Raw genomic sequence first — 20,175 nt, 5'->3', positions numbered from 1 at the left:
CCCGGCCGCACGTCACCAGTGCGGCGGTCGCTCCCGGGTGATGCGATCGTCGTCGGGATCGGCCTTGCCATCGGGCTTCCCCTGCACCGGCCGCTCCTCGCCGTCCTCACCGGTGCCGGGCACGGGCGCCTCGGGCGTCGGATCGGTGCCCGGCGCGGGCGTCAGCCGTGCGCGTCGCGCGCGTCCGCCGGCGCGTTCGACGCGCTGGCGCTCCTCCTCGGCCATCAGCCGGCCGCGGCATCCGTGGGTCGTGCCTCGGGCTTGCCGAGCAGGGTGGCGACGCGCGTCGCGACCGCCTCGGGATTGCCGAACAGCTCGAAGCTGTGCACCCGCAGGTAGTGCCAGCCGAGCCGGCGCAGCACGTCGGGGCGCAGGCGCAGCGACTCGCGCAGGCTGAGTCCCGTGAACGCCTCGTCGGTCTCGACGACGACGGCCTTGCCGGCGTGCGCGGCGGCGAGGGCGAGCCGGCCGCGATGGCCGACGCTGACCCGGATGCCGCGACGCGACAGCCTGCGGGCGAGGTCGCCGAGCATCGACTCGCCGGCGTCCTCGTCGTCGTTCCCGGCGGCGCGCTCCTCGGCCTGGCCCAGGATCTCGGCGAGCGCGAGCACGCCGTGCGACTGCCGCTCGGCGTCGATGTCCTCGGGGCGGAACGCCGAGACGAGGTCCATCGATCGGCGCGCGCGGGTCATGCCGACCGCCAGCAGCCGGTCGCCGCCGGGCTCGCCGAGCGAGCCGAAGTTCGACAGCAGGCGCCCGTGCGGCGTGCGGCCGTAGCCGACCGAGAAGATCACGCGGTCACGACTCTGCGCCACGGCCTGCTCGAGCGTCAGCACCGTGAACGGCTCCGCGCGGTCCTTGAGGATGAAGTCCGAGAGGTCGGTCCGCTTCGCGAACGCGGCGAGCACCGCCTGGTGCACGCGCGCCGCGTGCTTCGCGCTCGCGGTGATGACCATGAGCGACTCGCGCGGGCGCTTGACGGCGTGCTCCATGACGAGCTCGACGACCTTCGCGACCTCGGGGTCGATGCTCTCGACGGTGCCGGTCACGGCGTCGGGCAGCCCGTTGCCGCGCACGTAGTGCAGGCCGAGGCTGCCGTGCCCGAGGTAGCTGCCCGCCCACGGCAGCGACTCGATCCGGCCCGCGTAGAAGCGGCGGTTGACGAGCTCGGCGAGGTCCTCGCCGCCGGCGCGGTAGCTTCGCGTGAGCGTGAGGGTCGGCAGCAGTTCGCCGAGCCGTGCGAGCGCCGAATCGGCGTGCAGCGCGTCGACGCCGTGCTCGGTCGCGCCGCCGTCGCCGTCGCCGTCGTCGAGGCCGGTCTCGAAGAGCGTAGGGGTCTGCGTCACCGGATCGCCGAACGCGACGACCTGCCGGGCGCGGCGGATGGCGCCGAGGTTCTCGGCGATGGTCGTCGACCCGGCGTCGACGAGCACCACGGTGTCGAACGCGATGTCGTCGTCGATCTCGGGCACCTCATAGGGCGACGTGAGCCAGACCGGCGCGAGCGTGCGGAACAGGTGCGGCGTCTCGTCGTGCAGCGCGGCGGAGCGCACGCGGTCGCCGCGCAGCATCCGCTTCAGCTGGTGGGCCTCGTCGGGATGGTCGACGAGCGCGACCTTCCAGTTCTCGGCCAGGTGCCACGCGAGCTGCGGGCCTGCAGCCGACGCGTGCGCCTCGTCGACGAGGCGGAAGTCGCCCTCGAGCCGATCGAGCACGGTCGTGTTCGCGCCGAGCAGCGCCTTGTCGCCTGCGAGCACGAGCTCGAGCACGGACTGCCACCAGGCGAGCTCGAGCTCGGCTGCGACGGCCCGCTCCCGCACGTGTCGCTTCGCGAGGTCGACGAGCAGCGGGTCGAGGCCCAGGTCGCGCAGCCGCGAGAGCACGGCCGTGCGCTCCTGCAGGTTGGTGAGCACCTCCGACTCGGCGGCGAGTCCGGCGAGGTTCGCCTCCAGCTCCCGCACCGGGCGCGCGGCGAGCTGCCGCGGCGTGCCCACGACGCCGAGCGGCGCGTCGAGTGCGGCGAGGTCGCTCGCGACGGTGCGGTAGGCCACGTGCACGTCGTCGATCCCGACGGGCACCGCGGGGATGGCCCCGGCCTCCGAGTACCGCTGCCAGAGCGTGCGCTGCTGCTGGATGCCGCGGAGCGCCCCGTTGAGGTCGCCCACGTGCACCCCGGGGCGCACGTACTCCTGCGCGAGGCGGCGCAGCCGGCGGCGGTTCGCGCCCGACATGCCCGGCGAGTCGCGCCGCGCGGACGTCGCCGCGATGAGCTCGCCGAGCGGCCGGTCGAACACCGAGGGCTGGAACCGGTCGAGCGTGTCGCGCACGTCGAGGAGCAGCCGCAGGAACACGCCGAGCTCCGCGACCGACTCGAACGCGCGGAGCCGGGTCTGCGCGATGAGCGCGCGGCCGCGCTCGAGGAGGCGCGGCAGCTCGGTGGTGCTGAGGCGCTTCGCGAGCTCGTGCGCGTGCGCCGCCTCCTCCGACGAGGTGAACGAGGCGCCGTACCAGGGCGAGTCCCCCGGTCCGTAGCGGAACTCGCCGAGCTCGGCCGCGCGCGCGAGGTCGCGCGCCACCTGCTCCCGGCCCGTGGCGAGTCCGACGAGCGCGGCGTGGTCGAGGCGCGCGGTCGTCGACGGCGGACGGTCGAGCACCGCGAGACGTGCGAGCTCGCCGAGGGCGTCGAGCACCGACGCCTTCAGCTCGGGGTCGCGCCGGGTGAGCGCCGAACGGTAGTCGAGCAGCACCTTGCGCAGGCGCACGAGCGCGTCGTCGACATCGGCGACCCGGGGCCGCTCGACCTTCTCGTTGCGCGAGATGGACTGGATGAGGTCTCGGCGAAGGCTCGCCGTCGTCACCGCCGCGCCGCCGAGGCCGACCTGGCCGAGCCGGTGCACGATGCCGTCGAGGCTCGCGCGCCGCGCGCCCACGACGAGGACGCGCTTGTCCTTCGCGACGAGCGCGCCGATGGCGTTCACGATGGTCTGGGTGCCTCCGGTGCCCGGCAGCGTCTTCACGACGAGCGACGTGCCGGCCTCGATCTCGGCGACGACCTGCTCCTGCTCGGAGTCGGCGTCGAGCAGCAGCGTGTCGGTCGACGGCGGTCGCTCGTCCTGCGGCACGGGCCGCACGCGCTCGCCCTGCTGCGCGATCGCGGCACGCGCCGCTTTGTTGCCCGCGACCGCGTCGATGATCGGGTGGTGGAGCCGAGCGACATCCGCGGCCATGGCCGGCCCGACCTCGGCGAACGACGAGACGACGAGCCGCGGCGCGACGTGGAACCAGGGCAGGTGCGAGGTGAGGCCGCGCAGCCGGTCGATCACGGGCTGCGGCTTGAACACGCCGTTCGTGATGGCGAGCGCCACGAACGCGTCCGCGTCGAGCGTGATCCGGAACTGCTCGCGCAGCTCGCGCGCGAGCGCCGGGTTGAGGAACGGCTGGCCCTTCAGCTTCAGCTCGAAGTCGCGGCCGTAGCGGCGGATCGCGAGCGGGCGCAGCAGCACGGGTCCGAGGAACTCCTCGCCGCCGTTGCGCCACGAGGCCAGCCCGATCGCGAGGTGCACCGATTCGATGCCGCGCACCGACCGCAGCTCGATGCCCTTCTGCGTGATCTCGGCGGCCGCGAGCCTCGCGTTGCGCAGGGCGAGCTCGTCGCGGATCAGGCTCGACAGCAGCGTCGACTTGCCCGTGATGAACTGCGGCAGGCCGCCCGGATGCGTCGTGGAGAGCTCGATGCGCGTGCGCGGGGTGTCGACGAAGCGCACCAGCGGCGAGCGTCCGCCGACCTCGGCGAGCTCGCCGTGCCAGCGTCGCCACGAGGGTTCGGCGACGTTCCCGGCGACGAGCTCGGGGTCGCCGAGGCTCACGCCGTCGGGGCTGGTGATGTCCTGTCGCATGGGTTCCGGAGTCGCTTCGTCGGCTGCGGCATCCGCCTCGGGACCGAGGAAGTCCTCCTCGTCATGGTTCCGATCGAGCCGCCACACACCGACACCATACGTGCGTTCGTGCGGATTCCCGGGAGCATCGCCGGGGTCGCGCTCGTTTTGGATACCCAGGGGGTATTGGGATACCCTCGGGGTATGCACCAGCGCTCCACCCCGCACCCCGTCGCCTCCGCACCCGTCACCGTCATCGTGGGCGGGGTCGCCGGCGGCATGTCCGCGGCCACGCGCCTGCGCCGGCTCGACGAGGACCGCGAGATCATCGTGCTCGAGCGCAGCGGCGCGGTGTCGTTCGCCAACTGCGGACTCCCCTACCACGTGTCCGGCGTCATCGCCGACCGGGCGTCCCTCGAACTGCAGGACCCCGCGCGCCTCGCCGCCCGATTCCGCATCGACGCGCGCGTGCGCAGCGAGGTCGTCGCCATCGATCGCGCGGCGCGACGCGTGACGGTGCGGCCCGCCGACGGGGTGGAGTACGAGCTCGGGTACGACGAGCTGGTGCTCTCGCCGGGCGCCGCCCCGCGCCTCCCCGACCACGTCGCGCCGGATGCCCCGATCCACGCCCTCCGCACGCTCGACGACCTCGACGCCATCATGGCGTCGCTCGATCGCCTGCCCGCCGGCGCCCGGGCCGTCGTCATCGGCGGCGGGTACATCGGCGTCGAGGTGGCCGACAACCTGCACCGTCGCGGCCTGGCGACGACGATCGTGCAGCGCTCGTCGCGCCTCATCGGCGGTCTCGATCCCGAGATGGCCGCTCCCCTGGCCGACCACGTGCTCGAGCGCGGCGTCGCCCTCCGGTTCGGGAGCGCCGTCACGGCCGTGGAGGCGCATCGCGTGGTGCTCGACGACGGCACCGCCCTGCCGGCCGACCTCGTCATCGCCGCGATGGGCGTGGTGCCCGAGTCGGGACTCGCCCGTGCTGCGGGCCTCGAGATCGGCGCGACCGGTGGCATCGTCGTGGACGCGACGCACCGCACGAGCGATCCCGCGATCTACGCGGTCGGCGACGCCGCCGAGAAGCGCGACCGCGCCGACGGATCCGCGCGGCTCGTCGCGCTCGCGGGCCTGGCGAACCGCCATGGACGCGCGGTCGCCGACGCGATCGCGGGTCGCCCGTCCACCGCCGCACCCGCCCTCGGCACCGCCGTCATCGACGTCCTGGGCCTCACCGCCGCGTCGACGGGGTGGTCGGAGGAGGTCGCGCGTGCTCGAGGCGTCGAGGTCCGGGTCATCCACTCGCACCCGCTCTCGCACGCGGGCTACTTCCCCGGCGCGCGACCGATGTCGCTGAAGCTCGTGGTCGACGCGCGCACCGACCGCATCCTCGGCGCGCAGGCCGTGGGCACCGAGGGCGTCGCGCGCCGAATCGACGTCATCGCCACCGCGATGGCGGCGGACCTCGCGGCATCCGCGCTCGCCGACCTCGAGCTGGCCTACGCGCCGCAGTACGGATCCGCGAAGGATCCCGTGAACATGCTCGGCTACATCGCCCGCAACCTCGCCGAGGGCGAGGACGCGACGATCCAGTGGCACGAGCTCGACGACGCGCTCGCCGGCGGCGCCGTCCTGCTCGACGTGCGCGCGGCAGGCCAGCTCGCCGAGGGCACGATCCCCGGCGCGACCTGGATCCCCGTCGAGCAGCTCCGCGACCGCGCGCCCGAGTTCGCCGGACGCCCGATCGTGGTCCACTGCCGCGTCGGCCAGGGTGCGCACACCGGGGCGCGACTGCTCGCGGCCCTCGGCCACGACGTCGTCAACCTCGACGGCGGCTACCTCACCTGGCGCGACGGCATGCGCGCCCGTGCGCACGAGCACGCCATGGATGCCGCGACCGCCGAGCTGCGCGCCGCCTGACCCGAATCACCCGACCCTGACACCCGGAGGACCCGACATGCAGACCATCTCCCCCACCGCGGCGCACGCCCTCGGCGACGCCTTCATCATCGACGTGCGCGAACCCGACGAAGTCGCCCGCGCACGGGTCGACGGCGCCGTGCACATCCCCCTCGGATCGCTCGTCGAGCGCCTCGACGAGGTGCCGCGCGACCGCACCGTCTACCTCATGTGCGCCCTCGGCGGCCGCAGCGCGCAGGCCACGCAGTTCCTCGCCGCGCAGGGCGTCGACGCCGTGAACATCGACGGCGGCATCACGCAATGGCACCGCGCCGGACTCCCCGTCATCACCGGAAGGGCAGGCACGATCGCATGAGCACCGTCGGCACCCAGCAGCAGGACGCCCAGCGACGCATCCTGAACCGCCTGAAGCGCGCCCGCGGCCAGCTCAACGCCGTGATCGACGCCGTCGAGGCCGGCGGCGACTGCCGCACGGTCGTGACCCAGCTCGCCGCGGTCTCGAGCGCGCTCGACCGCGCGGGCTTCGCGGTCATCTCCTCCGCGATGCGCGACTGCGCGACGGATGCCGCGACCCCCGAACGGGCCGGCGACTCGCGCCGCGGCGACGCCGAGGCATCCGAGCCGCTCACCTTCGACGAGCTCGAGAAGCTCTTCCTCTCGCTCTCCTGACGCGCGGAGTCGGCGTGACGACGGCGAAGCGCCGGCCCCGAGGTCGGGGCCGGCGCTTCGTGATGGTGCGGGTCGGCGTCAGAGCGCGGCGTGCAGCTCCAGGCCGTGCGCCTTCGCGACGCCCTCGTTCGTGAGGCGGCCGCGGGTGGCGTTGAGGCCCTTCGCGAGGGCGGCGTCCTCGGCGAGCGCGGCCTGCCAGCCGAGGTCGGCGATGCGCATCGCGTACGGCAGCGTCGCGTTCGTGAGCGCGGGCGTCGAGGTGGCCGGGACCGCGCCGGGCATGTTGGCGACGCAGTAGAAGATGGCGTCGTGCACACGGTAGGTCGGGTCGGCGTGCGTCGTCGCGTGCGAGCCCTCGAAGCATCCGCCCTGGTCGATGGCGATGTCGACGAGCACGGCGCCCGGCTTCATCTGGGCGACCATCGCGTCGGTGACGACCTTCGGCGCGGCCGCACCGGGCACGAGCACGGCGCCGACGACGAGGTCGGCGTCCTTGAGCTGGCGGGCGATCTCGTAGGGCGACGAGGCGAGCGTCTTGATGCGGTGCTCGTAGCGGGCGTCGAGCTCGCGCAGCTTCGGCAGCGAGATGTCGAACACCGTGACGTCGGCGCCCATGCCCATCGCGGTCGCGGCGGCCTGCTCGCCGGCGACGCCGCCGCCGATGACGACGACCTTCGCGGGCGCGGTGCCGGGCACGCCGGCGAGGAGCACACCGCGGCCGCCCTTCGACGCGTGCAGCGAGGCGGCGCCGACCTGCGGCGCGAGCCGGCCGGCGACCTCGCTCATGGGGGTCAGCAGCGGCAGCGACCGGTCGGGCAGCTGCACGGTCTCGTAGGCGATGGCCGTGACGCCCGAGTCGAGGATGGCCCGCGTGAGCGGGAGGTCCGCGGCGAGGTGGAGGTACGTGAAGAGGGTGAGGTCCTCGCGGAGGAAGCCGTACTCCTGCTCGATCGGCTCCTTCACCTTGAGCACCAGCTCGGCCGACCACGCCTCGGCGGCGGTGCCGACGATGGTGGCACCGGCCTCGCGGTACTCCTCGTCGGTGTACCCGGCGCCGAGCCCGGCACCGGCCTGGATGTCGACGCGGTGGCCGCGCCCGACGAGAGCGTGCACCCCCGCGGGCGTCATGGCGACGCGGAATTCGTTGTTCTTGACCTCTGCGGGCACGCCGACGTGCATGGTGATCTCCGAATGCTGTGGGGTGGGATTGCCTCCATGGTGACGCGTCGTTCGCAGAATGGGAAGCCCAGCCGCATTTCGTTCGGTAGAATGCCTCTGATTCATCCAATTGTTCGGAAGGACGCCGCGCCGTGACCGATGCACCGCAGATCAGCGCACCGGGTCGTGTCGAGCTCGACGACATCGACCGGCAGATCGTCGCGATCCTGCACGAGAACGCCCGCATCCCCAACGTGGAGCTCGCCCGGGAGGTGGGCGTCTCGCCCTCGACCTGCCTCGCGCGCGTCCGCTCGCTGCGCGAGCGCGGGGTCATCGTGCGCTACACCGCCGAGATCAACCCCGTGGCGCTCGGCTTCACCCTGCAGGCGCTCGTGAGCGTGCGCATCCGGCCCGGCGCCCGCCACCTCATGGAGCAGATCTCCGACGAGCTGCGTCGCGAGCCCGAGGTCGCCCAGCTGTTCTTCCTCGGCGGCACCGAGGACTTCCTCATCCACGTGCGCGTCCGCGACAGCGAGCACGTGCGACAGTTCGTGCTGAAGAACCTCTCGGCCAACCCGGCCGTCGCGCTCACCGAGACGAACCTCGTGTTCGAGCACCACACCGCGCTGTCCGCGGGCTTGCGTGCCGTGATCTGAGCGTCAGCCCTGCAGCGGCAGGATCTCGGAGAGCTCGAGGTCGTCGGGAGATTCGAGCTGCTCGTAGGTGCAGCTCTCGGGCGTGCGATCGGTGCGCCAGCGCCGGAACTGCGCCGTGTGCCGGAACCGGTCGCCCTCCATCTTCTCGTAGGCGACCTCGACCACGAGCTCGGGCCGCAGCGGCACGAACGAGAGGTTCTTCCCAGCGTTCCAGCGGCTGACGGCTCCCGGCATGCGGGTGCCCGCGTGCGCCTCCTGGTCGGCCCACTCGCCCCACGGATGCTGGGACAGGTCGTCGACGAGAAAGGGCTCGAGCTCGGCGACGAGCGCCGTGCGCTTCGCCATGGGGAACGACGCGGCGACGCCGACGTGGTGGAGTCGCCCGTCGTCGCCGTAGAGGCCGAGCAGCAGCGAGCCGATGATGCCGCCCGACTTGTGCCAGCGGAACCCGGCGACGACGCAGTCGGCCGTGCGCTCGTGCTTGACCTTGAACATCGTGCGCTTGTCGGGCTGGTACGTGCCGTCGAGCGGCTTCGCCACGACGCCGTCGAGCCCGGCGCCCTCGAACCGGGTGAACCAGTCGCGCGCCTCGGCGAGGTCGGCGGTGGCCGGCGTGATGAAGACCGGGTCGGATGCCGCGGCGAGTGCCTCCTCGAGCCGCGTGCGCCGCTCCACGAAGGGCCGGCCCATGAGGTCCTCGTCGCCGATCGCGAGCAGGTCGAAGCCCACGAAGGACGCGGGCGTGCGCTCGGCGAGCATCCGTACGCGGCTGTCGGCGGGGTGGATGCGCTGCTGGAGCGCATCGAAGTCGAGCCGGCCGTCGATCGCGAGGATGATCTCGCCGTCGACCACGCACCGGTCGGGCAGGTTCTCGCGCAGCGCCTCCACGAGCTCGGGGAAGTAGCGCGTCATCGGGCGCTCGTTGCGGCTGCCGAGCTCGATCTCGTCGCCGTCCTTGAACACGATCGTGCGGAATCCGTCCCACTTCGGCTCCACGTGCCCGACGTCGGGGATCTCCTTCACGGACTTCGAGAGCATCGGAGCGACGGGCGGCATCACCGGGAGGTCCATCCGTCCATCATGGTGCGGGCGGCGCCGTTCCGCACCCGCGGGACGACCGGCGAACGCGAGGCGGCCTCGGGTAGCACCGCCCCCGAACGGGGTCAATCCCCTGCCCGGGGCGACCCCCGCCGACGTACCGTCGGAAGCGGTCGATCCCGATGGGGGCGGTCGGCCGTGCGAGCGAGGAGTCCACGATGAGCGACCCGAACCCTACCGACCCGAGCGCGGCCGACGAGCTCGACGACGCGGTCGACGCCGCCGAGCGGCACCAGCAGGCCGAGGAGGACGCCGACGTCGACGAGCACGTCGTCGTGCGCGACCCCGACACCGGCCACGTGTCGGAGGAGCCGGCGCAATGAGCGCCATCGTCGACCAGCCGGCACACGACGACCGGCCGAAACCGCGGCACGGGCTCCCGCCCATCGGCATCTGGTGGCCCATGCTCGAGCGCCCGCTGCAGCGCGAGGTGCTCGAGAACCTCCACGCGCCGCTGCGCGTGTACGTCGTCCGCCGCATCTTCGAGCTCTGCGAGCTCGAGGGCGAGCCGCTCCCGCGCGGCGACCTCCGCCTCGGCTCGAACGAGCGGGCCTACATCGCCGGCTGGGTCCACGCCGTCGACTGGAGCTGACGGGCGCGCAACGGCGCGTCGGATGCCCCGCGGCCGCCGCGGCACGGCACACTCCTGTCGTGGGCACGGACGCGGGGGCATCCGCCGAGGAGTACGGGCGCGACAGCGTCGAGTTCTCGCGAGCGATCGCGTTCTTCGATGCCGTGTACGCGTTCGCGGTCACCCTGCTCGTGGTCAACATCGACCCGCCCGAGGCATCCGATTGGACGAGCTTCGAGAAGCTGATGTCGAGCGGGCTCGAGTGGCAGCTCCTCGGCTTCGGGATCAGCTTCGTCGTCATCGCCGTCTTCTGGCGGGTCAACCACCGGCTCGTCGCCGGGTTCCGCGGGTTCAGCTCGGCGACGATCGTCGCGAACCTCGTGGCCATCGCGTTCGTCGTGCTCATCCCCTTCACGACCCAGGGCATCGCGGACATCGAGACCTCGGGCGAGCCGCTCGCCATCGCGCTCTACGCCGTGAACATCTCCTGCGCGGTGCTCGCGCAGTCGGTCGTGTTCTACGTGGCCCGCCACGACGGAATGCTGGCGGATCCCCTCCCACGACGCGCCGATCACATCCGGTTCCTCAACACCCTGACCACGCCGGCCGTGTTCCTCCTGTCGATCCCCATCGCCTACGCGTGGGGTGCGGATGCCGCGCGCTGGACCTGGGCGCTGCTGCTCATCATCGGCCCCGTCGCCGGCCGGCTCTCGGAGCGGAAGGTCGCCAGGATCGTCGCGGAGGCGGCGAACAGCCCGGAACGCTCCTGATCGCGGGGCCCGAAGTCAAGACCCTCCCGCGATTCCGTCGCGACGGAGAGGATGATCCGGCCCGGCTCGCAGCGCACCACCCGCGCCCCACCCTCGCCGGCGCGCGGAACGGAGTGCCCATGGGCTCGCTGGTGTACGACGACGACCACGCGGCGGAGTTCGACGACCGAACGCTCGCCCACCTGCAGGTCATCATCGTGAACAAGCTGCGGCGCCTCGAGAGCTTCCCGTTCACCTGGCACGACGACCGGCGGACGATGACGGTCTGGCTCAGCCCGGCGACTCCGCTCGCGTTCGTGTTCCACGGCAATCGGCGGCCGCATCTCAACCGCGCCTGGCTCGAGGAGCTCGCCCTCGTGGCGAACTCGTCGGGCGGGCTCCTCGTCGTGCCCGAGCCGCCGATCCCGCACGCGGTCGAGGCGACGGAGCCGGCCTGACCGCCTGAGCGCCGGACCCGGCCCACCGGCAGCTCAGCCGCGCGACGCCGGCGCCGAGCCCTCGTCGAGGCGGTCGAGCAGCTCGACCGCGGCCCTGGCGTACTCGCTGATCCAGCGATCGTGGATGCGCTTGATGGGCAGCGGCGCGAGCGCGAGGTGGCGCTCCCGGCCCTGGCGACGCCCGACGACGAGCTCGGCGCGCTCGAGGACGCGCAGGTGCTGGAGCACGGTCGTGCGGTCGAGCTCGGGGAACCGGTCGCAGAGCTCTCCGGTCGTGAGGGGCGCGGCCTTGAGCTCGTCGAGGATCCGCCGTCGCGTGTGCGAGGCGAGCGCCTTGAACACGAGGTCGTCGGGCCCCTTGCCGACATCGGGTGACATGTTGTAAAAATACAACATGAATGAGCAGCAGCGACTCGACACGCTCGGCTTCACCGTCTCCGGTCGCATCGCCCGGCCGGTCGACGAGGTCTACGAGGCCGTCGCCGACCCCGAGCAGCTGTCGCGGTACTTCACGACCGGCGGCGCCCGCGGCCGGCTCGAGGCGGGAGCCGACGTCAGCTGGGACTTCCACGACTTCCCGGGCGCGTTCCCCGTCACGGTGGTCGAGTCCGACCCGCCACGACGCATCGTCATCGAATGGGAGGGCGAGTCGACCGCCGGCGAGCGCGGCACGACGACGACGACGTTCGAGTTCGAGCCGATCGACGACGGCGTACGCACCCTGGTGACGATCACCGAGGCGGCGTGGCGCGCCACGCCCGACGGCGCGAAGCACGCGTTCGGCAACTGCGAGGGGTGGACCGGCATGCTGGCCGCCATGAAGGCCTGGGTCGAGCACGGCATCAACCTGCGCGACGGCTTCTACGCCTGACGGCGCCTCCACGACGGCGCGCCGGGCGACGGCGCGCACGAGCGCACTCGTACGCCCCTCGCGTCACCCGTTCGAGGGCCGGTGGCATGGGAATTCGCTCCGAACGCTCGCACCCCGGGCGCCTTCGGCGTAGGTTTGCGTTATATCGCGTCATGGCGTCGCGTTATATCGCGTCCATGCTCGCGGTCACCCAAGCACAGGTGCTCACGAAGGCGGACCCATGGAGCTGAATCAGGTCGCACGGCTCACGGCGAGGAGCGGGCGGGGGTGGCCGGCGTGACCGGCCTCGAGTGGGTGCTCGCCGCGCTCGCGATCGTCATCCTGACCGGCGTCGTCTCGATCGTCGCGGTCGTCCTCGTCATCCGGGCGGTGTTCCGGCGCATCCGCCGAAGCCGGACCGTCAGCGGGGCCACCCTCAAGACCCGCGCGCAGTTCAGCCGCGGACCGCAGCGCACGATCCTCGCGCTCCGCGTGCGACTCGGCGAGCTCCTCGCCAGCGGCCAGGCGGCCGTCGACCTCGCGGCGAACGGCGCGGGGCCTCGCGGCGACCTCCCCCGGCTCTTCGCGCGCATCCGGCAGGAGGGCGTCGCCCTCGACGCGCAGCTGCGGCTGCTCGAGAGCGAGACCGACCCGGGGGTGCTCGCCGACGAGGTTCCCGCCGCCCGGCGACGGGTCGACCAGGTCGCCGTGCTCGTGCGCCACCTGCGTGCCGCCGTGGCATCCGGGCTCACCGGGCCGAGCGACGACGCCCTGACCACCCTGCGCGCCGACATGGACCGCGAGGTCGCGGCCCTGTACGCCGGCATCGAGGAGCTGCACGCGCTCACTCGGCCCGACCTCCATCGACCCATCGCCTCCACCGTCAGAGAGAAGGAGACCCCATCATGAGCAACACCGCACGGATGCGAACCATCTTCCGGAGCAAGACCTCCAAGGCCATGGACCGCATGGAGGATCCTCGCGAGACCCTCGACGACAACTACGAGCAGCAGGTGAAGCTCCTGCAGCAGGTGCGCCAGGCCGTCGCCGAGGTCGCGACCGCGAAGAAGCGCATCGAGCTGCAGGGGCAGGAGATGGGCGAGCGCTACGCACGCCTCGGCGCCCAGGCGCGCGAGGCCGTCGTGCAGGGGCGCGAGGACCTGGCGCGCGCCGCCCTCGAGCGTCGCTCCCTGCTCGAGGGGCAGGTCGCCAAGCTGCAGGACCAGTACTCCGCGCTGCAGCAGCAGACGGCGCAGCTGCAGGACCGCGAGCGCCGGCTCTCCGAGCAGATCGCCGCCTTCCGCATCGAGAAGGAGACCATCAAGGCCACCTACACGGCGTCCGAGGCGCAGGTGCGCGCGAACGAGGCGGTCGCCGGCCTCGGCGCCAGCATCCACGACGTCGGCACGAGCCTCGACCGAGCGCGCGACCGTGTCGCCCAGATGCAGGCGCGCGCGCAGGCCACCGACGAGCTGCTCGCCAGCGGGGCCCTCAAGGACCTGACGACCGCGCCCGACGCCGACATCGAGCGGCAGCTCTCGGTCATCGCCGCGCAGGCGGAGGTCGAGCGGCAGCTCGAGGCGATGCGCGGCGGCGGCTCCCCCGACGTCACGGGTTCCGAGCGACGCGGCGGCCCCGACGCGTGGCTCAGCATCGGCCAGGCGTAGGTCGCGAGGCGCGACGGCGGCTGCGCTACCGCCGCGGCGTCCGCTTCGCGCGCGCGGCGAACGCATCGAGCGCGACGAGCACCTCGCGCGCCTCGTAGGCGCGCCCGCGCTCGGCGTTCCCGATCTGGTGCAGGATGCCGTCGTCGACGAGTCGATCGATGCCGTTCTGCGCATTGCGCGCGCTGACGTGCAGCTCCTCGCCGGCGAGCCTGGCGTCGATGACGGGCTGCCGCTGCAGGACGTCGAGGAGTCGACGCCCGGCGCTCCCGGCGCGCGCGGTCGTCGCCGACTCCCACCTCGATCGCACGTCGGTGAGGTCGGCCACGAGTCGGCGACCGTTGCGGATCGCCTCGCTCGACGCCTCGGCGAGCTCGCGCACGATCGGCTCCACGTCGCCGTCGCGATAGGCGGTAAGCGCGTCGAAGTACCCGCGTGTGTCCCGCAGGAGGCCGGCCGACACCGGCACGGTGACGTTCCGGGTCACGCCGAGCCGGTGGAGCATCGCCTGGATGAGCGCCCGCCCGGTGCGGCCGTTGCCGTCGGGGAAGGGATGGATCGTCTCGAACTGGGCGTGCGCGATCGCGACCTGCGGCAGGGCCGGCAGGTCGGTGCGACGCGCGAACGCGACCAGGTCGTCCATCAGCGCGGGAACCCGGTCGTGGCGCGGCGGCACGAACGAGGCGGAGTGCGGGCTGTTCGTGTAGCCGCCGCCGATCCACACCGGCTGCTCGCGCCAGCCGCCGGTGTGCTCGGGCCGGTCGTCTCGCAGGATCTCGGCCTGCATGCGGATGATGCTCGAGGCATCCAGGTCCTCGGCCATGTCGATCGCGGCCTCCATGGCCCGGACGTTGCCGACGATCGCGCGCGAGTTCTGCCCCGCCTTCCGTCCGAGCTCGGCCAGCGCGATGCTCTTCGCGGAGGCGGTGAGCTGTTCGATCTCGGAGCTCGCCGCGCTCTCGCTGCGGAGCAGGATGGCCGAGAACGGCGCGGTGACGGCACCGACCTCCCCGTCGAATCGGCCGAGCTCGATGATCGCGTCCTCGGCGGCGGTCGCGACGTCTGCCGCGATCGGCGGCACCCGCAGCGCGGCGATCGTGGGCGGCACGGCGGCGTCGTACCGCCCCCTGGCGCGAAGGGCCGCTCGCCGGGAGATTCCGGCCGTCGTCTCCGAGCGGTCCCACTCCACGCGCTCGTACGTGATCGGCGGCCACGGCCGCGCCGGCCCGCCCCGTGTCCGATCCGTCGTCATGCCTCATTCTTACCGATGGTTATGTGGATAACCATCGGTGAGAGCCGAATGTCCGGATGCTTCGACGGTCCATGATCCCGCCTGGATTCCGGCGATCATCGACGCGGCCGCGCTCGCACGGTGCCCCTGGAGGGACTCGAACCCCCAACCCTCTCCTTAGGACGGAGCTGCTCTTCCATTGAGCTACAGAGGCTGACCGCACGAGTCTACCGGCTCGGGGTAGCGTGTTCAGCGGCGCGAGCGCGCCCGCGGATGCGGCACGGCCGCGGGAGGAGCGACCATGCCGGCATCGGAGACCACGAGGTTCTGGGTGGGCGCGTCGACGATCGGCGCGCTCGGCTCGGCGGCGCGCGGCATCCGCCCGCTCGACGTCGCCGCCGACGGCTCGGCGAGGCTCGGCGAGCCGGTCGACGTCGGGACGAACCCCATGTTCCTCGCCGTGTCGGCCGCGACGGGCGTGCTCGCGATCGTGCACGAGGTCGCCGACGGCGCCGTGTCGACGTGGACGCTCGAGGGCGACGCCGTGCTCCGCTTCGGCCCGCCGGGGTCGACGGATGCCGCGGACCCGTGCCACGTCGCGTTCGACGAGTCGGGCGCGTGGGCGTTCGCCGCGAACTACTCGGGCGGGCGGCTCACGGCGCACCCGTCGGCACCGGATGTCGCGGCGTCGGCCGTGTTCTCGATCCCCTTCGCGGGCTCGGGGCCGAACGCGGAGCGGCAGGCGTCGCCGCATCCGCACCAGGCCGTCGTGGACGGCGCGCGCGGACGGCTCCTCGTGCCCGACCTGGGCTCCGACCGGATCCGGGTGCTCGCGCTCGGCGGGCTGCCCGCCGAGCTGCCGCACGTCGAGACCGACGACATCGCGATCCACGCGGGCGCGGGGCCGCGCCACCTCGTGATCACCGGCGACGTGGCGATCGTCGCGAACGAGCTCGACCGCACCGCGAGCGTGATCGACCTCATCGCCGGCCGCGAGCTCGCGGCGTTCCCCGTCGACGAGCACGTCGCGGCGCGCGGACTCGGCCTCTCCGCGATCCGGCTCACGCGGGCGGGCACGGTGCTCGTCGGCGACCGGGACGCGGACGCCCTGGTCGCCCTGCGCTTCGACCCCGTGGCGCGCACGCTGGAGCACGCGGCATCCGTGCCGACCGGCGGGCGCCACCCGCGCGACCTGCACGTCACGCACGACGAGGGGCACGCGCTCGTGGCCGACCAGCAGTCGGACTCGATCGCGGTGGTCCGCCTGGAGGATGGCGTGCCCACGGAGATCGTCGGGACCATCGGCACGCCGGCGCCCGCGTGCCTCGCACGCGTTCCCTGAGGCCGGCGCCGCGGCGGCGCGTCAGCCGAGGACGGTGAGCGTCAGTTGTAGCCCAGGACGACGATCGCGGAGGTCGTGGGCGCGAGCTCGTCGACGAACCCGATCTCCTCGAGTCGTGCCTCGTCCAAGGGCTGCGTCATCGCCGTCACCTGCTCCTCCGTGGAATGAGGTCCCACGTTACGGGAGGCGCGCACCTGAGGTCACTGTCCGAGTCGTCCAACGTTGCGTGCCGTTTTCGCCACGGCGTCGACAAGGTCGGGGTCAGACCGGCGGGTAGAGGTAGATCGCCGACCCGTTGGGGATGGTGCGCACGTGGTAGGAGTGGTCGCTGTTCTGGTTGTACTCCTCGATCGTGACCGTGCCGTCGCCGTTCACCGACTGCACGTAGGCCACGTGGTTGTACGGGAACCAGGCGACCGAGCCCACGATCGGGTCGCTGCTCGTGGCCCAGCCGCGCCGGACCCACTCGTCGGCCCAGGCGTACGCGCTGCCCGACGCGAGGTTGCCCCAATCCCACTTCCACGGCGCGCTCGTGACGCCGGCGTCGCGGTTGAGGCGCCACGCCACGAAGTCGACGCACTCCCGGTAGTAGTACCGGAGCGGCGAGAGACCCCCGCCGTAGTCGTCGGGGGTCTCGTTCCACCAGGGATAGTCGTCGCCCTCGGCCTGCTGGGCCGGCGTGTAGTACGCCCCCGAGCGGTTGAGCTGCGCGCCGTACGTCGCGCGCTCGGCCTCGGCGGCGGCGGCGTCGATCTCGGCCTTGGTGGTGATCGAGTAGGCGTCGCTCGAGACGGGCTTGCCGCTCGCGAGCGCCGACACGTCGACGTTCTGCGCCTGTGCGCGGGTCAGGCTGAACGCACCGGATGCCTCGAACCCGCCGCCGGGGATCATCGCGTAGGCGGGCAGCGCCACGGTGCCCACGATCGCGGGAATCACGAGCACGGTCGCGAACACGCGCGCGGGCCCGTTGCGGCGGGCCGGACGGGATGCGGCGACGACGTCGCGAGCCCGACTCGCGGATGCCACGACGACACGGGTCGCGGGTGCCGCGGCCGCGGCATCCGCTCGTGCCGCTCGAGCACGTCGGCCCTGCTTCGGCGCGGTGCGACGAGCGCGGCCGCGGTCGGCCGCTCGGCGCTCGGAGCGGGTGAGCTCGGGGGCGTCGTTCTCGTCACCGTGCAACAGAGGGACCTCCGGATCCCGTCGGAGGCCGCAGTGCAGCCCGGAACGGGGTGGCTTCATCGGGCGTTCCGGAGGTCGGGTCTCCGGACTCGTACCACCATAGGGCACGAGCGCAGCGAAGTCACTTACCGTTCAGGCCGCGATCGCGAGGTACTCGTCCCACTGCGGAAGCGGCCGCTCGAACCCGCGCACCACCCAGCTGCGACCCTGCGGCATCCCCGGGGTGAAGCGCAGCTGCCAGCCCATCTCGGCCGGCGTGTGGTCGCCCTTGGTGTTGTTGCAGCGGAGGCAGCAGGCGACGAGGTTCTCCCACGTGTCCCGGCCGCCGCGCGAACGCGGCAGCACGTGGTCGATCGTCGCCGCCGACCGACCGCAGTACGCGCACCGGTGCTCGTCGCGCCGCAGCACCCCGCGTCGGCTCACCGGCACGGCGTGCACCCGGGGTGTTCGCACGTAGCGAGTGAGCAGGATGACGCTGGGACGCTCCCACGAACCGCTCGTCGCGTACACCGGATTGCCCTCCTCGTGGAGGAGCACGGTGGCCTTCTGGTTCATGACCAGGAGCAGGGCGCGCTTGAACGAGACGACGGCGAGGGGCTCATAGCCCGCGTTGAGCACGAGTGTGCGCATGGGGTGCCTTTCGATCGGTGCTGGATGGCTTCCAGCCGCGTGAACGGATCGACGACGAGCGCGCGTCATGGCGCACCGGAGGAGCGGCGATCAGGCGTCGCGGAACAGCCCGGAGACGAAGAACGGGCACCGTCGTTACGACAGTGCCCGTCGGCGTGTTCGCCCGGATCGTGCTCGGCTGACTGCTGTGCCGTTGGCGGAACTGCGCGCGCGCATCCGTGGAATGGATGCTGCGCGTCGCGACCATCGGCTTCCCCTGCCCGGTTCTCGGATCGTCAGGGTTCAAGGCTAAAGCACGAATGGCGCACCGGAACCCTCCGGCGCGCCATTCCCGCTTCGTGTCACGAGGTGTTCACATCTCAGATGCGCACGATCCAGTAGTCGCTCGTCCAGATCGGCTGGATGCGCACGACGGTTCCCTCGTAGGGCGCGTGCAGGATCTGGCCGTTGCCCGCGTAGAAGCCGATGTGCCCGGACATCACCACGAGGTCGCCGGGAACCGCCTGCGACTCGGGGATCTGCGTGCCGGCCGCACCCTGCGCGGAGGACGAGTGGGGGAGGTTGATGCCGAACTGCGCGTAGACGTACTTGACGAGGCCCGAGCAGTCGAAGCCGGCCGGCGTTGCGCCGCCGTAGACGTACGGCACGCCGAGGTACTGCTGGGCGACGGCGTAGACGCTCGACGGGTCGGCGGAGCCGTAGACCGGGTTCGCGGCGAGCTCGTCGGCGGAGAGGCCGGAATAGGCGGCGGCGTAGGAGGCCATCTCCGCCTCGGCGGCCAGTCGGGCGGCCTCGGCCTCTTCGGCAGCGCGGATCTCCTCGCCGGTGGTGACGGAGAAGGTGTCCTTGGAGGCCTGCGCGGCGACGACGTCATCGGTCACCTCGACGGACTGGGCCTGCGCCTTCGTGAGCGACGTCTCGGCGGTGGTGCCGAACTGCGGCCCCTGGGAGCCCGGCGCGAACGCGTAGGCCGGGATCGCCAGCGTGCCGACGATGCCGGCGGCGACGGTCATGACTACGATGTTCGCGACCCCGCCGCGGCGAAGGCGACGGGCGGTCGAGGGGAGCGGTGCCGCGGAGGAGGCCTTCGCGGCGAGGTCGGTGGATCTGGGGGCTGGGGCCTTGGGTGCGGCATGCGCCGTCACGAGGGCCCTGCGAGCGCCGGTACGGGTGGCGCCTCGCCGGGAGATTCGAGCCAAAACGTGTCCTCCGCCGCCCCACGACCCGGGTTGCGGTCGTCCCACCTCGTGCGCACGCGGCGCGTCACGGGTTCTGAATCGAGCGGTGGGTGCCTGGGGGCGATCTCGATCCTGTTCCGCCGACCGGCTTCGTGCCGGCGGACCCGAACGACAATACGCGAGGCAGGCCCGAATGTCACATTCCGATCACGGTGTGGCCGTGATCAGGGATTTATTCGGCGACGAAGATGTGGCCGGCGACTTCGGACGGCAGTTCGAGCCCGCCGTCGACGCCGTCGACCTCGACCAGGACGTAGGGGCCGGCGGAGCTGAAGACCGCCTTCGCGCCGGGCACGATGCCCGCCTGCTTGAGCTGCGAGAGCAGCTCGGGGTCGAACTGCACGGGCTCCCCGAGGCGGCGGACGACGCCCCGCACGGGCTCGTCGCTCGCCGTCACCGCGTCGAGCACGCGGACGACGCCCGACATGAACGGATCGGCCGCGGGGACGCCGAGCTCCTCCAGCCCCGGGATGGGGTTGCCGTACGGCGACTCGCGCGGCTGGCCGAGCAGCTCGATGAGCCGGCGCTCGACCTGCTCGCTCATCACGTGCTCCCAGCGGCATGCCTCGTCGTGGACGTATTCCCAGTCGAGGCCGATGACGTCGGCGAGGAGCCGCTCGGCGAGGCGATGCTTGCGCATGACGTGCACGGCCTTGCTGCGGCCGGCGGGCGTGAGCTCGAGGTGGCGGTCGCCCGAGACGACCACGAGGCCGTCGCGCTCCATGCGCGCGACCGTCTGCGACACGGTGGGGCCGGAGTGGCCGAGGCGCTCGGAGATCCGGGCGCGCAGCGGCACGATGTTCTCCTCCTCGAGGTCGAGGATCGTGCGGAGGTACATCTCCGTCGTGTCGATGAGATCGGTCACCGGAAGCCCTCCCTGT

The 20,175-nt window shown here is 72.5% G+C and carries 22 protein-coding genes and 1 tRNA gene; 12 read left to right on the top strand and 11 right to left on the bottom strand.

Going from position 1 to position 20,175, the window contains the following annotated elements:
• Positions 1–12: 12 nt before the first annotated feature.
• Together FYC51_RS13095 and FYC51_RS13090 are read right to left on the bottom strand one after the other, a co-directional pair.
• Positions 13–225 carry a hypothetical protein gene (locus FYC51_RS13095; RefSeq protein ID WP_148734005.1) on the bottom strand — a complete coding sequence of 71 codons (213 nt, stop codon included), beginning with the start codon at positions 223–225 and terminating at the stop codon, positions 13–15.
• On the bottom strand, positions 225–3,983 hold the full coding sequence (locus FYC51_RS13090) for an AAA family ATPase (protein ID WP_420797239.1): 3,759 nt from the start codon (positions 3,981–3,983) through the stop codon (positions 225–227). The genes FYC51_RS13095 and FYC51_RS13090 overlap by 1 nt, the downstream gene beginning before the upstream one ends.
• Positions 3,984–4,079: 96 nt before the next feature.
• Here FYC51_RS13090 and FYC51_RS13085 point away from each other — a divergent pair, with 96 nt between their 5' ends.
• From FYC51_RS13085 to FYC51_RS13075, 3 genes are read left to right on the top strand one after another with little or no spacing between them, the layout of a single operon-like run.
• A complete protein-coding gene (locus FYC51_RS13085) occupies positions 4,080–5,798 on the top strand; it encodes an FAD-dependent oxidoreductase (protein WP_148734004.1) in 1,719 nt (572 codons plus the stop codon).
• Positions 5,799–5,835: 37 nt separating this feature from the next.
• Positions 5,836–6,153, top strand: coding sequence for a rhodanese-like domain-containing protein (locus FYC51_RS13080; protein ID WP_148734003.1), 318 nt, complete (start codon positions 5,836–5,838; stop codon positions 6,151–6,153).
• Entirely contained in the window at positions 6,150–6,467 is a 318-nt protein-coding gene (locus FYC51_RS13075; RefSeq protein ID WP_148734002.1) for a metal-sensitive transcriptional regulator, read from the top strand. Before FYC51_RS13080 ends, FYC51_RS13075 begins: the two co-directional genes overlap by 4 nt.
• A gap of 78 nt (positions 6,468–6,545) precedes the next feature.
• On the opposite strand, the gene ald is transcribed toward FYC51_RS13075, so the two are convergent.
• Positions 6,546–7,646, bottom strand: coding sequence for an alanine dehydrogenase (ald, locus tag FYC51_RS13070; protein ID WP_148734001.1), 1,101 nt, complete (start codon positions 7,644–7,646; stop codon positions 6,546–6,548).
• A 131-nt stretch (positions 7,647–7,777) separates the two neighbouring features.
• Here ald and FYC51_RS13065 point away from each other — a divergent pair, with 131 nt between their 5' ends.
• A complete protein-coding gene (locus tag FYC51_RS13065) occupies positions 7,778–8,281 on the top strand; it encodes an Lrp/AsnC family transcriptional regulator (RefSeq protein ID WP_238476326.1) in 504 nt (167 codons plus the stop codon).
• A 3-nt stretch (positions 8,282–8,284) separates the two neighbouring features.
• On the opposite strand, the gene FYC51_RS13060 is transcribed toward FYC51_RS13065, so the two are convergent.
• On the bottom strand, positions 8,285–9,352 hold the full coding sequence (locus FYC51_RS13060; protein ID WP_148734000.1) for an ATP-dependent DNA ligase: 1,068 nt from the start codon (positions 9,350–9,352) through the stop codon (positions 8,285–8,287).
• A gap of 185 nt (positions 9,353–9,537) precedes the next feature.
• Here FYC51_RS13060 and FYC51_RS19300 point away from each other — a divergent pair, with 185 nt between their 5' ends.
• The 4 genes from FYC51_RS19300 to FYC51_RS13050 all read left to right on the top strand — a co-directional run bounded on the left by FYC51_RS19300 (position 9,538) and on the right by FYC51_RS13050 (position 11,157).
• Positions 9,538–9,702, top strand: a complete 165-nt coding sequence (locus tag FYC51_RS19300; protein ID WP_187432617.1) for a hypothetical protein — start codon at positions 9,538–9,540, stop codon at positions 9,700–9,702.
• Positions 9,699–9,971 carry a hypothetical protein gene (locus FYC51_RS19295; RefSeq protein WP_187432616.1) on the top strand — a complete coding sequence of 91 codons (273 nt, stop codon included), beginning with the start codon at positions 9,699–9,701 and terminating at the stop codon, positions 9,969–9,971. Before FYC51_RS19300 ends, FYC51_RS19295 begins: the two co-directional genes overlap by 4 nt.
• A 59-nt stretch (positions 9,972–10,030) precedes the next feature.
• The gene (locus FYC51_RS13055; RefSeq protein WP_187432615.1) at positions 10,031–10,720 is read left to right on the top strand and encodes a TMEM175 family protein; all 690 of its coding nucleotides are present in this window, start codon (positions 10,031–10,033) and stop codon (positions 10,718–10,720) included.
• 119 nt (positions 10,721–10,839) lie between these two features.
• Positions 10,840–11,157: a DUF7882 family protein gene (locus FYC51_RS13050; RefSeq protein WP_148733998.1), complete on the top strand. Its 318-nt coding sequence runs from the start codon at positions 10,840–10,842 to the stop codon at positions 11,155–11,157.
• Positions 11,158–11,190: 33 nt separating this feature from the next.
• Here the strand turns inward: FYC51_RS13050 and FYC51_RS13045 are convergent, their stop codons facing one another.
• Positions 11,191–11,535, bottom strand: coding sequence for an ArsR/SmtB family transcription factor (locus FYC51_RS13045; protein WP_238476325.1), 345 nt, complete (start codon positions 11,533–11,535; stop codon positions 11,191–11,193).
• Positions 11,536–11,551: 16 nt separating this feature from the next.
• Here FYC51_RS13045 and FYC51_RS13040 point away from each other — a divergent pair, with 16 nt between their 5' ends.
• The 3 genes from FYC51_RS13040 to FYC51_RS13030 all read left to right on the top strand — a co-directional run bounded on the left by FYC51_RS13040 (position 11,552) and on the right by FYC51_RS13030 (position 13,674).
• Positions 11,552–12,028 (top strand): SRPBCC domain-containing protein, encoded by a 477-nt coding sequence (locus tag FYC51_RS13040; protein ID WP_148733996.1) that lies wholly within the window; start codon positions 11,552–11,554, stop codon positions 12,026–12,028.
• Positions 12,029–12,295: 267 nt separating this feature from the next.
• Entirely contained in the window at positions 12,296–12,916 is a 621-nt protein-coding gene (locus FYC51_RS13035; RefSeq protein WP_148733995.1) for a hypothetical protein, read from the top strand.
• A complete protein-coding gene (locus tag FYC51_RS13030; protein WP_148733994.1) occupies positions 12,913–13,674 on the top strand; it encodes a PspA/IM30 family protein in 762 nt (253 codons plus the stop codon). Before FYC51_RS13035 ends, FYC51_RS13030 begins: the two co-directional genes overlap by 4 nt.
• Before the next feature lie 25 nt (positions 13,675–13,699).
• On the opposite strand, the gene FYC51_RS19745 is transcribed toward FYC51_RS13030, so the two are convergent.
• Positions 13,700–14,923, bottom strand: a complete 1,224-nt coding sequence (locus FYC51_RS19745; RefSeq protein WP_148733993.1) for a Fic family protein — start codon at positions 14,921–14,923, stop codon at positions 13,700–13,702.
• Between the two features lie 121 nt (positions 14,924–15,044).
• Positions 15,045–15,116, bottom strand: a tRNA-Arg gene (locus FYC51_RS13020).
• An 87-nt stretch (positions 15,117–15,203) separates the two neighbouring features.
• Between FYC51_RS13020 and FYC51_RS13015 the strand changes: the two genes are divergently transcribed.
• Entirely contained in the window at positions 15,204–16,244 is a 1,041-nt protein-coding gene (locus FYC51_RS13015; RefSeq protein WP_148733992.1) for a lactonase family protein, read from the top strand.
• A 261-nt stretch (positions 16,245–16,505) separates the two neighbouring features.
• On the opposite strand, the gene FYC51_RS13010 is transcribed toward FYC51_RS13015, so the two are convergent.
• From FYC51_RS13010 to FYC51_RS12995, 4 genes are all read right to left on the bottom strand, one after another.
• A complete protein-coding gene (locus FYC51_RS13010; protein WP_187432614.1) occupies positions 16,506–17,426 on the bottom strand; it encodes a CHAP domain-containing protein in 921 nt (306 codons plus the stop codon).
• 132 nt (positions 17,427–17,558) lie between these two features.
• Positions 17,559–18,056 carry an HNH endonuclease gene (locus tag FYC51_RS13005; RefSeq protein ID WP_148733990.1) on the bottom strand — a complete coding sequence of 166 codons (498 nt, stop codon included), beginning with the start codon at positions 18,054–18,056 and terminating at the stop codon, positions 17,559–17,561.
• A gap of 359 nt (positions 18,057–18,415) precedes the next feature.
• Entirely contained in the window at positions 18,416–19,069 is a 654-nt protein-coding gene (locus tag FYC51_RS13000) for a C40 family peptidase (RefSeq protein WP_148733989.1), read from the bottom strand.
• A 397-nt stretch (positions 19,070–19,466) separates the two neighbouring features.
• Positions 19,467–20,159: an iron-dependent transcriptional repressor DtxR gene (locus FYC51_RS12995; RefSeq protein ID WP_148733988.1), complete on the bottom strand. Its 693-nt coding sequence runs from the start codon at positions 20,157–20,159 to the stop codon at positions 19,467–19,469.
• Positions 20,160–20,175 lie beyond the last annotated feature (16 nt).

It is taken from the genome of Agromyces mariniharenae (assembly GCF_008122505.1).
Classification (GTDB): Bacteria; Actinomycetota; Actinomycetes; order Actinomycetales; family Microbacteriaceae; genus Agromyces; species Agromyces mariniharenae.
The sequence above is the reverse complement of the archived record's forward strand: the minus strand, read 5'-3'. Positions and strand labels throughout refer to the sequence as shown.

What these genes read in the sequence shown, in the direction of transcription:
- FYC51_RS13095 (WP_148734005.1), bottom strand. Translation starts at nt 225, where the DNA reads ATGGCCGAGGAGGAGCGCCAGCGCGTCGAACGCGCCGGCGGACGCGCG.
- FYC51_RS13085 (WP_148734004.1), top strand. Translation starts at nt 4,080, where the DNA reads ATGCACCAGCGCTCCACCCCGCACCCCGTCGCCTCCGCACCCGTCACC.
- FYC51_RS13080 (WP_148734003.1), top strand. Translation starts at nt 5,836, where the DNA reads ATGCAGACCATCTCCCCCACCGCGGCGCACGCCCTCGGCGACGCCTTC.
- FYC51_RS13075 (WP_148734002.1), top strand. Translation starts at nt 6,150, where the DNA reads ATGAGCACCGTCGGCACCCAGCAGCAGGACGCCCAGCGACGCATCCTG.
- ald (WP_148734001.1), bottom strand. Translation starts at nt 7,646, where the DNA reads ATGCACGTCGGCGTGCCCGCAGAGGTCAAGAACAACGAATTCCGCGTC.
- FYC51_RS13060 (WP_148734000.1), bottom strand. Translation starts at nt 9,352, where the DNA reads ATGGACCTCCCGGTGATGCCGCCCGTCGCTCCGATGCTCTCGAAGTCC.
- FYC51_RS19300 (WP_187432617.1), top strand. Translation starts at nt 9,538, where the DNA reads ATGAGCGACCCGAACCCTACCGACCCGAGCGCGGCCGACGAGCTCGAC.
- FYC51_RS19295 (WP_187432616.1), top strand. Translation starts at nt 9,699, where the DNA reads ATGAGCGCCATCGTCGACCAGCCGGCACACGACGACCGGCCGAAACCG.
- FYC51_RS13050 (WP_148733998.1), top strand. Translation starts at nt 10,840, where the DNA reads ATGGGCTCGCTGGTGTACGACGACGACCACGCGGCGGAGTTCGACGAC.
- FYC51_RS13045 (WP_238476325.1), bottom strand. Translation starts at nt 11,535, where the DNA reads ATGTCACCCGATGTCGGCAAGGGGCCCGACGACCTCGTGTTCAAGGCG.
- FYC51_RS13040 (WP_148733996.1), top strand. Translation starts at nt 11,552, where the DNA reads ATGAATGAGCAGCAGCGACTCGACACGCTCGGCTTCACCGTCTCCGGT.
- FYC51_RS13030 (WP_148733994.1), top strand. Translation starts at nt 12,913, where the DNA reads ATGAGCAACACCGCACGGATGCGAACCATCTTCCGGAGCAAGACCTCC.
- FYC51_RS19745 (WP_148733993.1), bottom strand. Translation starts at nt 14,923, where the DNA reads ATGACGACGGATCGGACACGGGGCGGGCCGGCGCGGCCGTGGCCGCCG.
- FYC51_RS13015 (WP_148733992.1), top strand. Translation starts at nt 15,204, where the DNA reads ATGCCGGCATCGGAGACCACGAGGTTCTGGGTGGGCGCGTCGACGATC.
- FYC51_RS13005 (WP_148733990.1), bottom strand. Translation starts at nt 18,056, where the DNA reads ATGCGCACACTCGTGCTCAACGCGGGCTATGAGCCCCTCGCCGTCGTC.
- FYC51_RS13000 (WP_148733989.1), bottom strand. Translation starts at nt 19,069, where the DNA reads ATGACCGTCGCCGCCGGCATCGTCGGCACGCTGGCGATCCCGGCCTAC.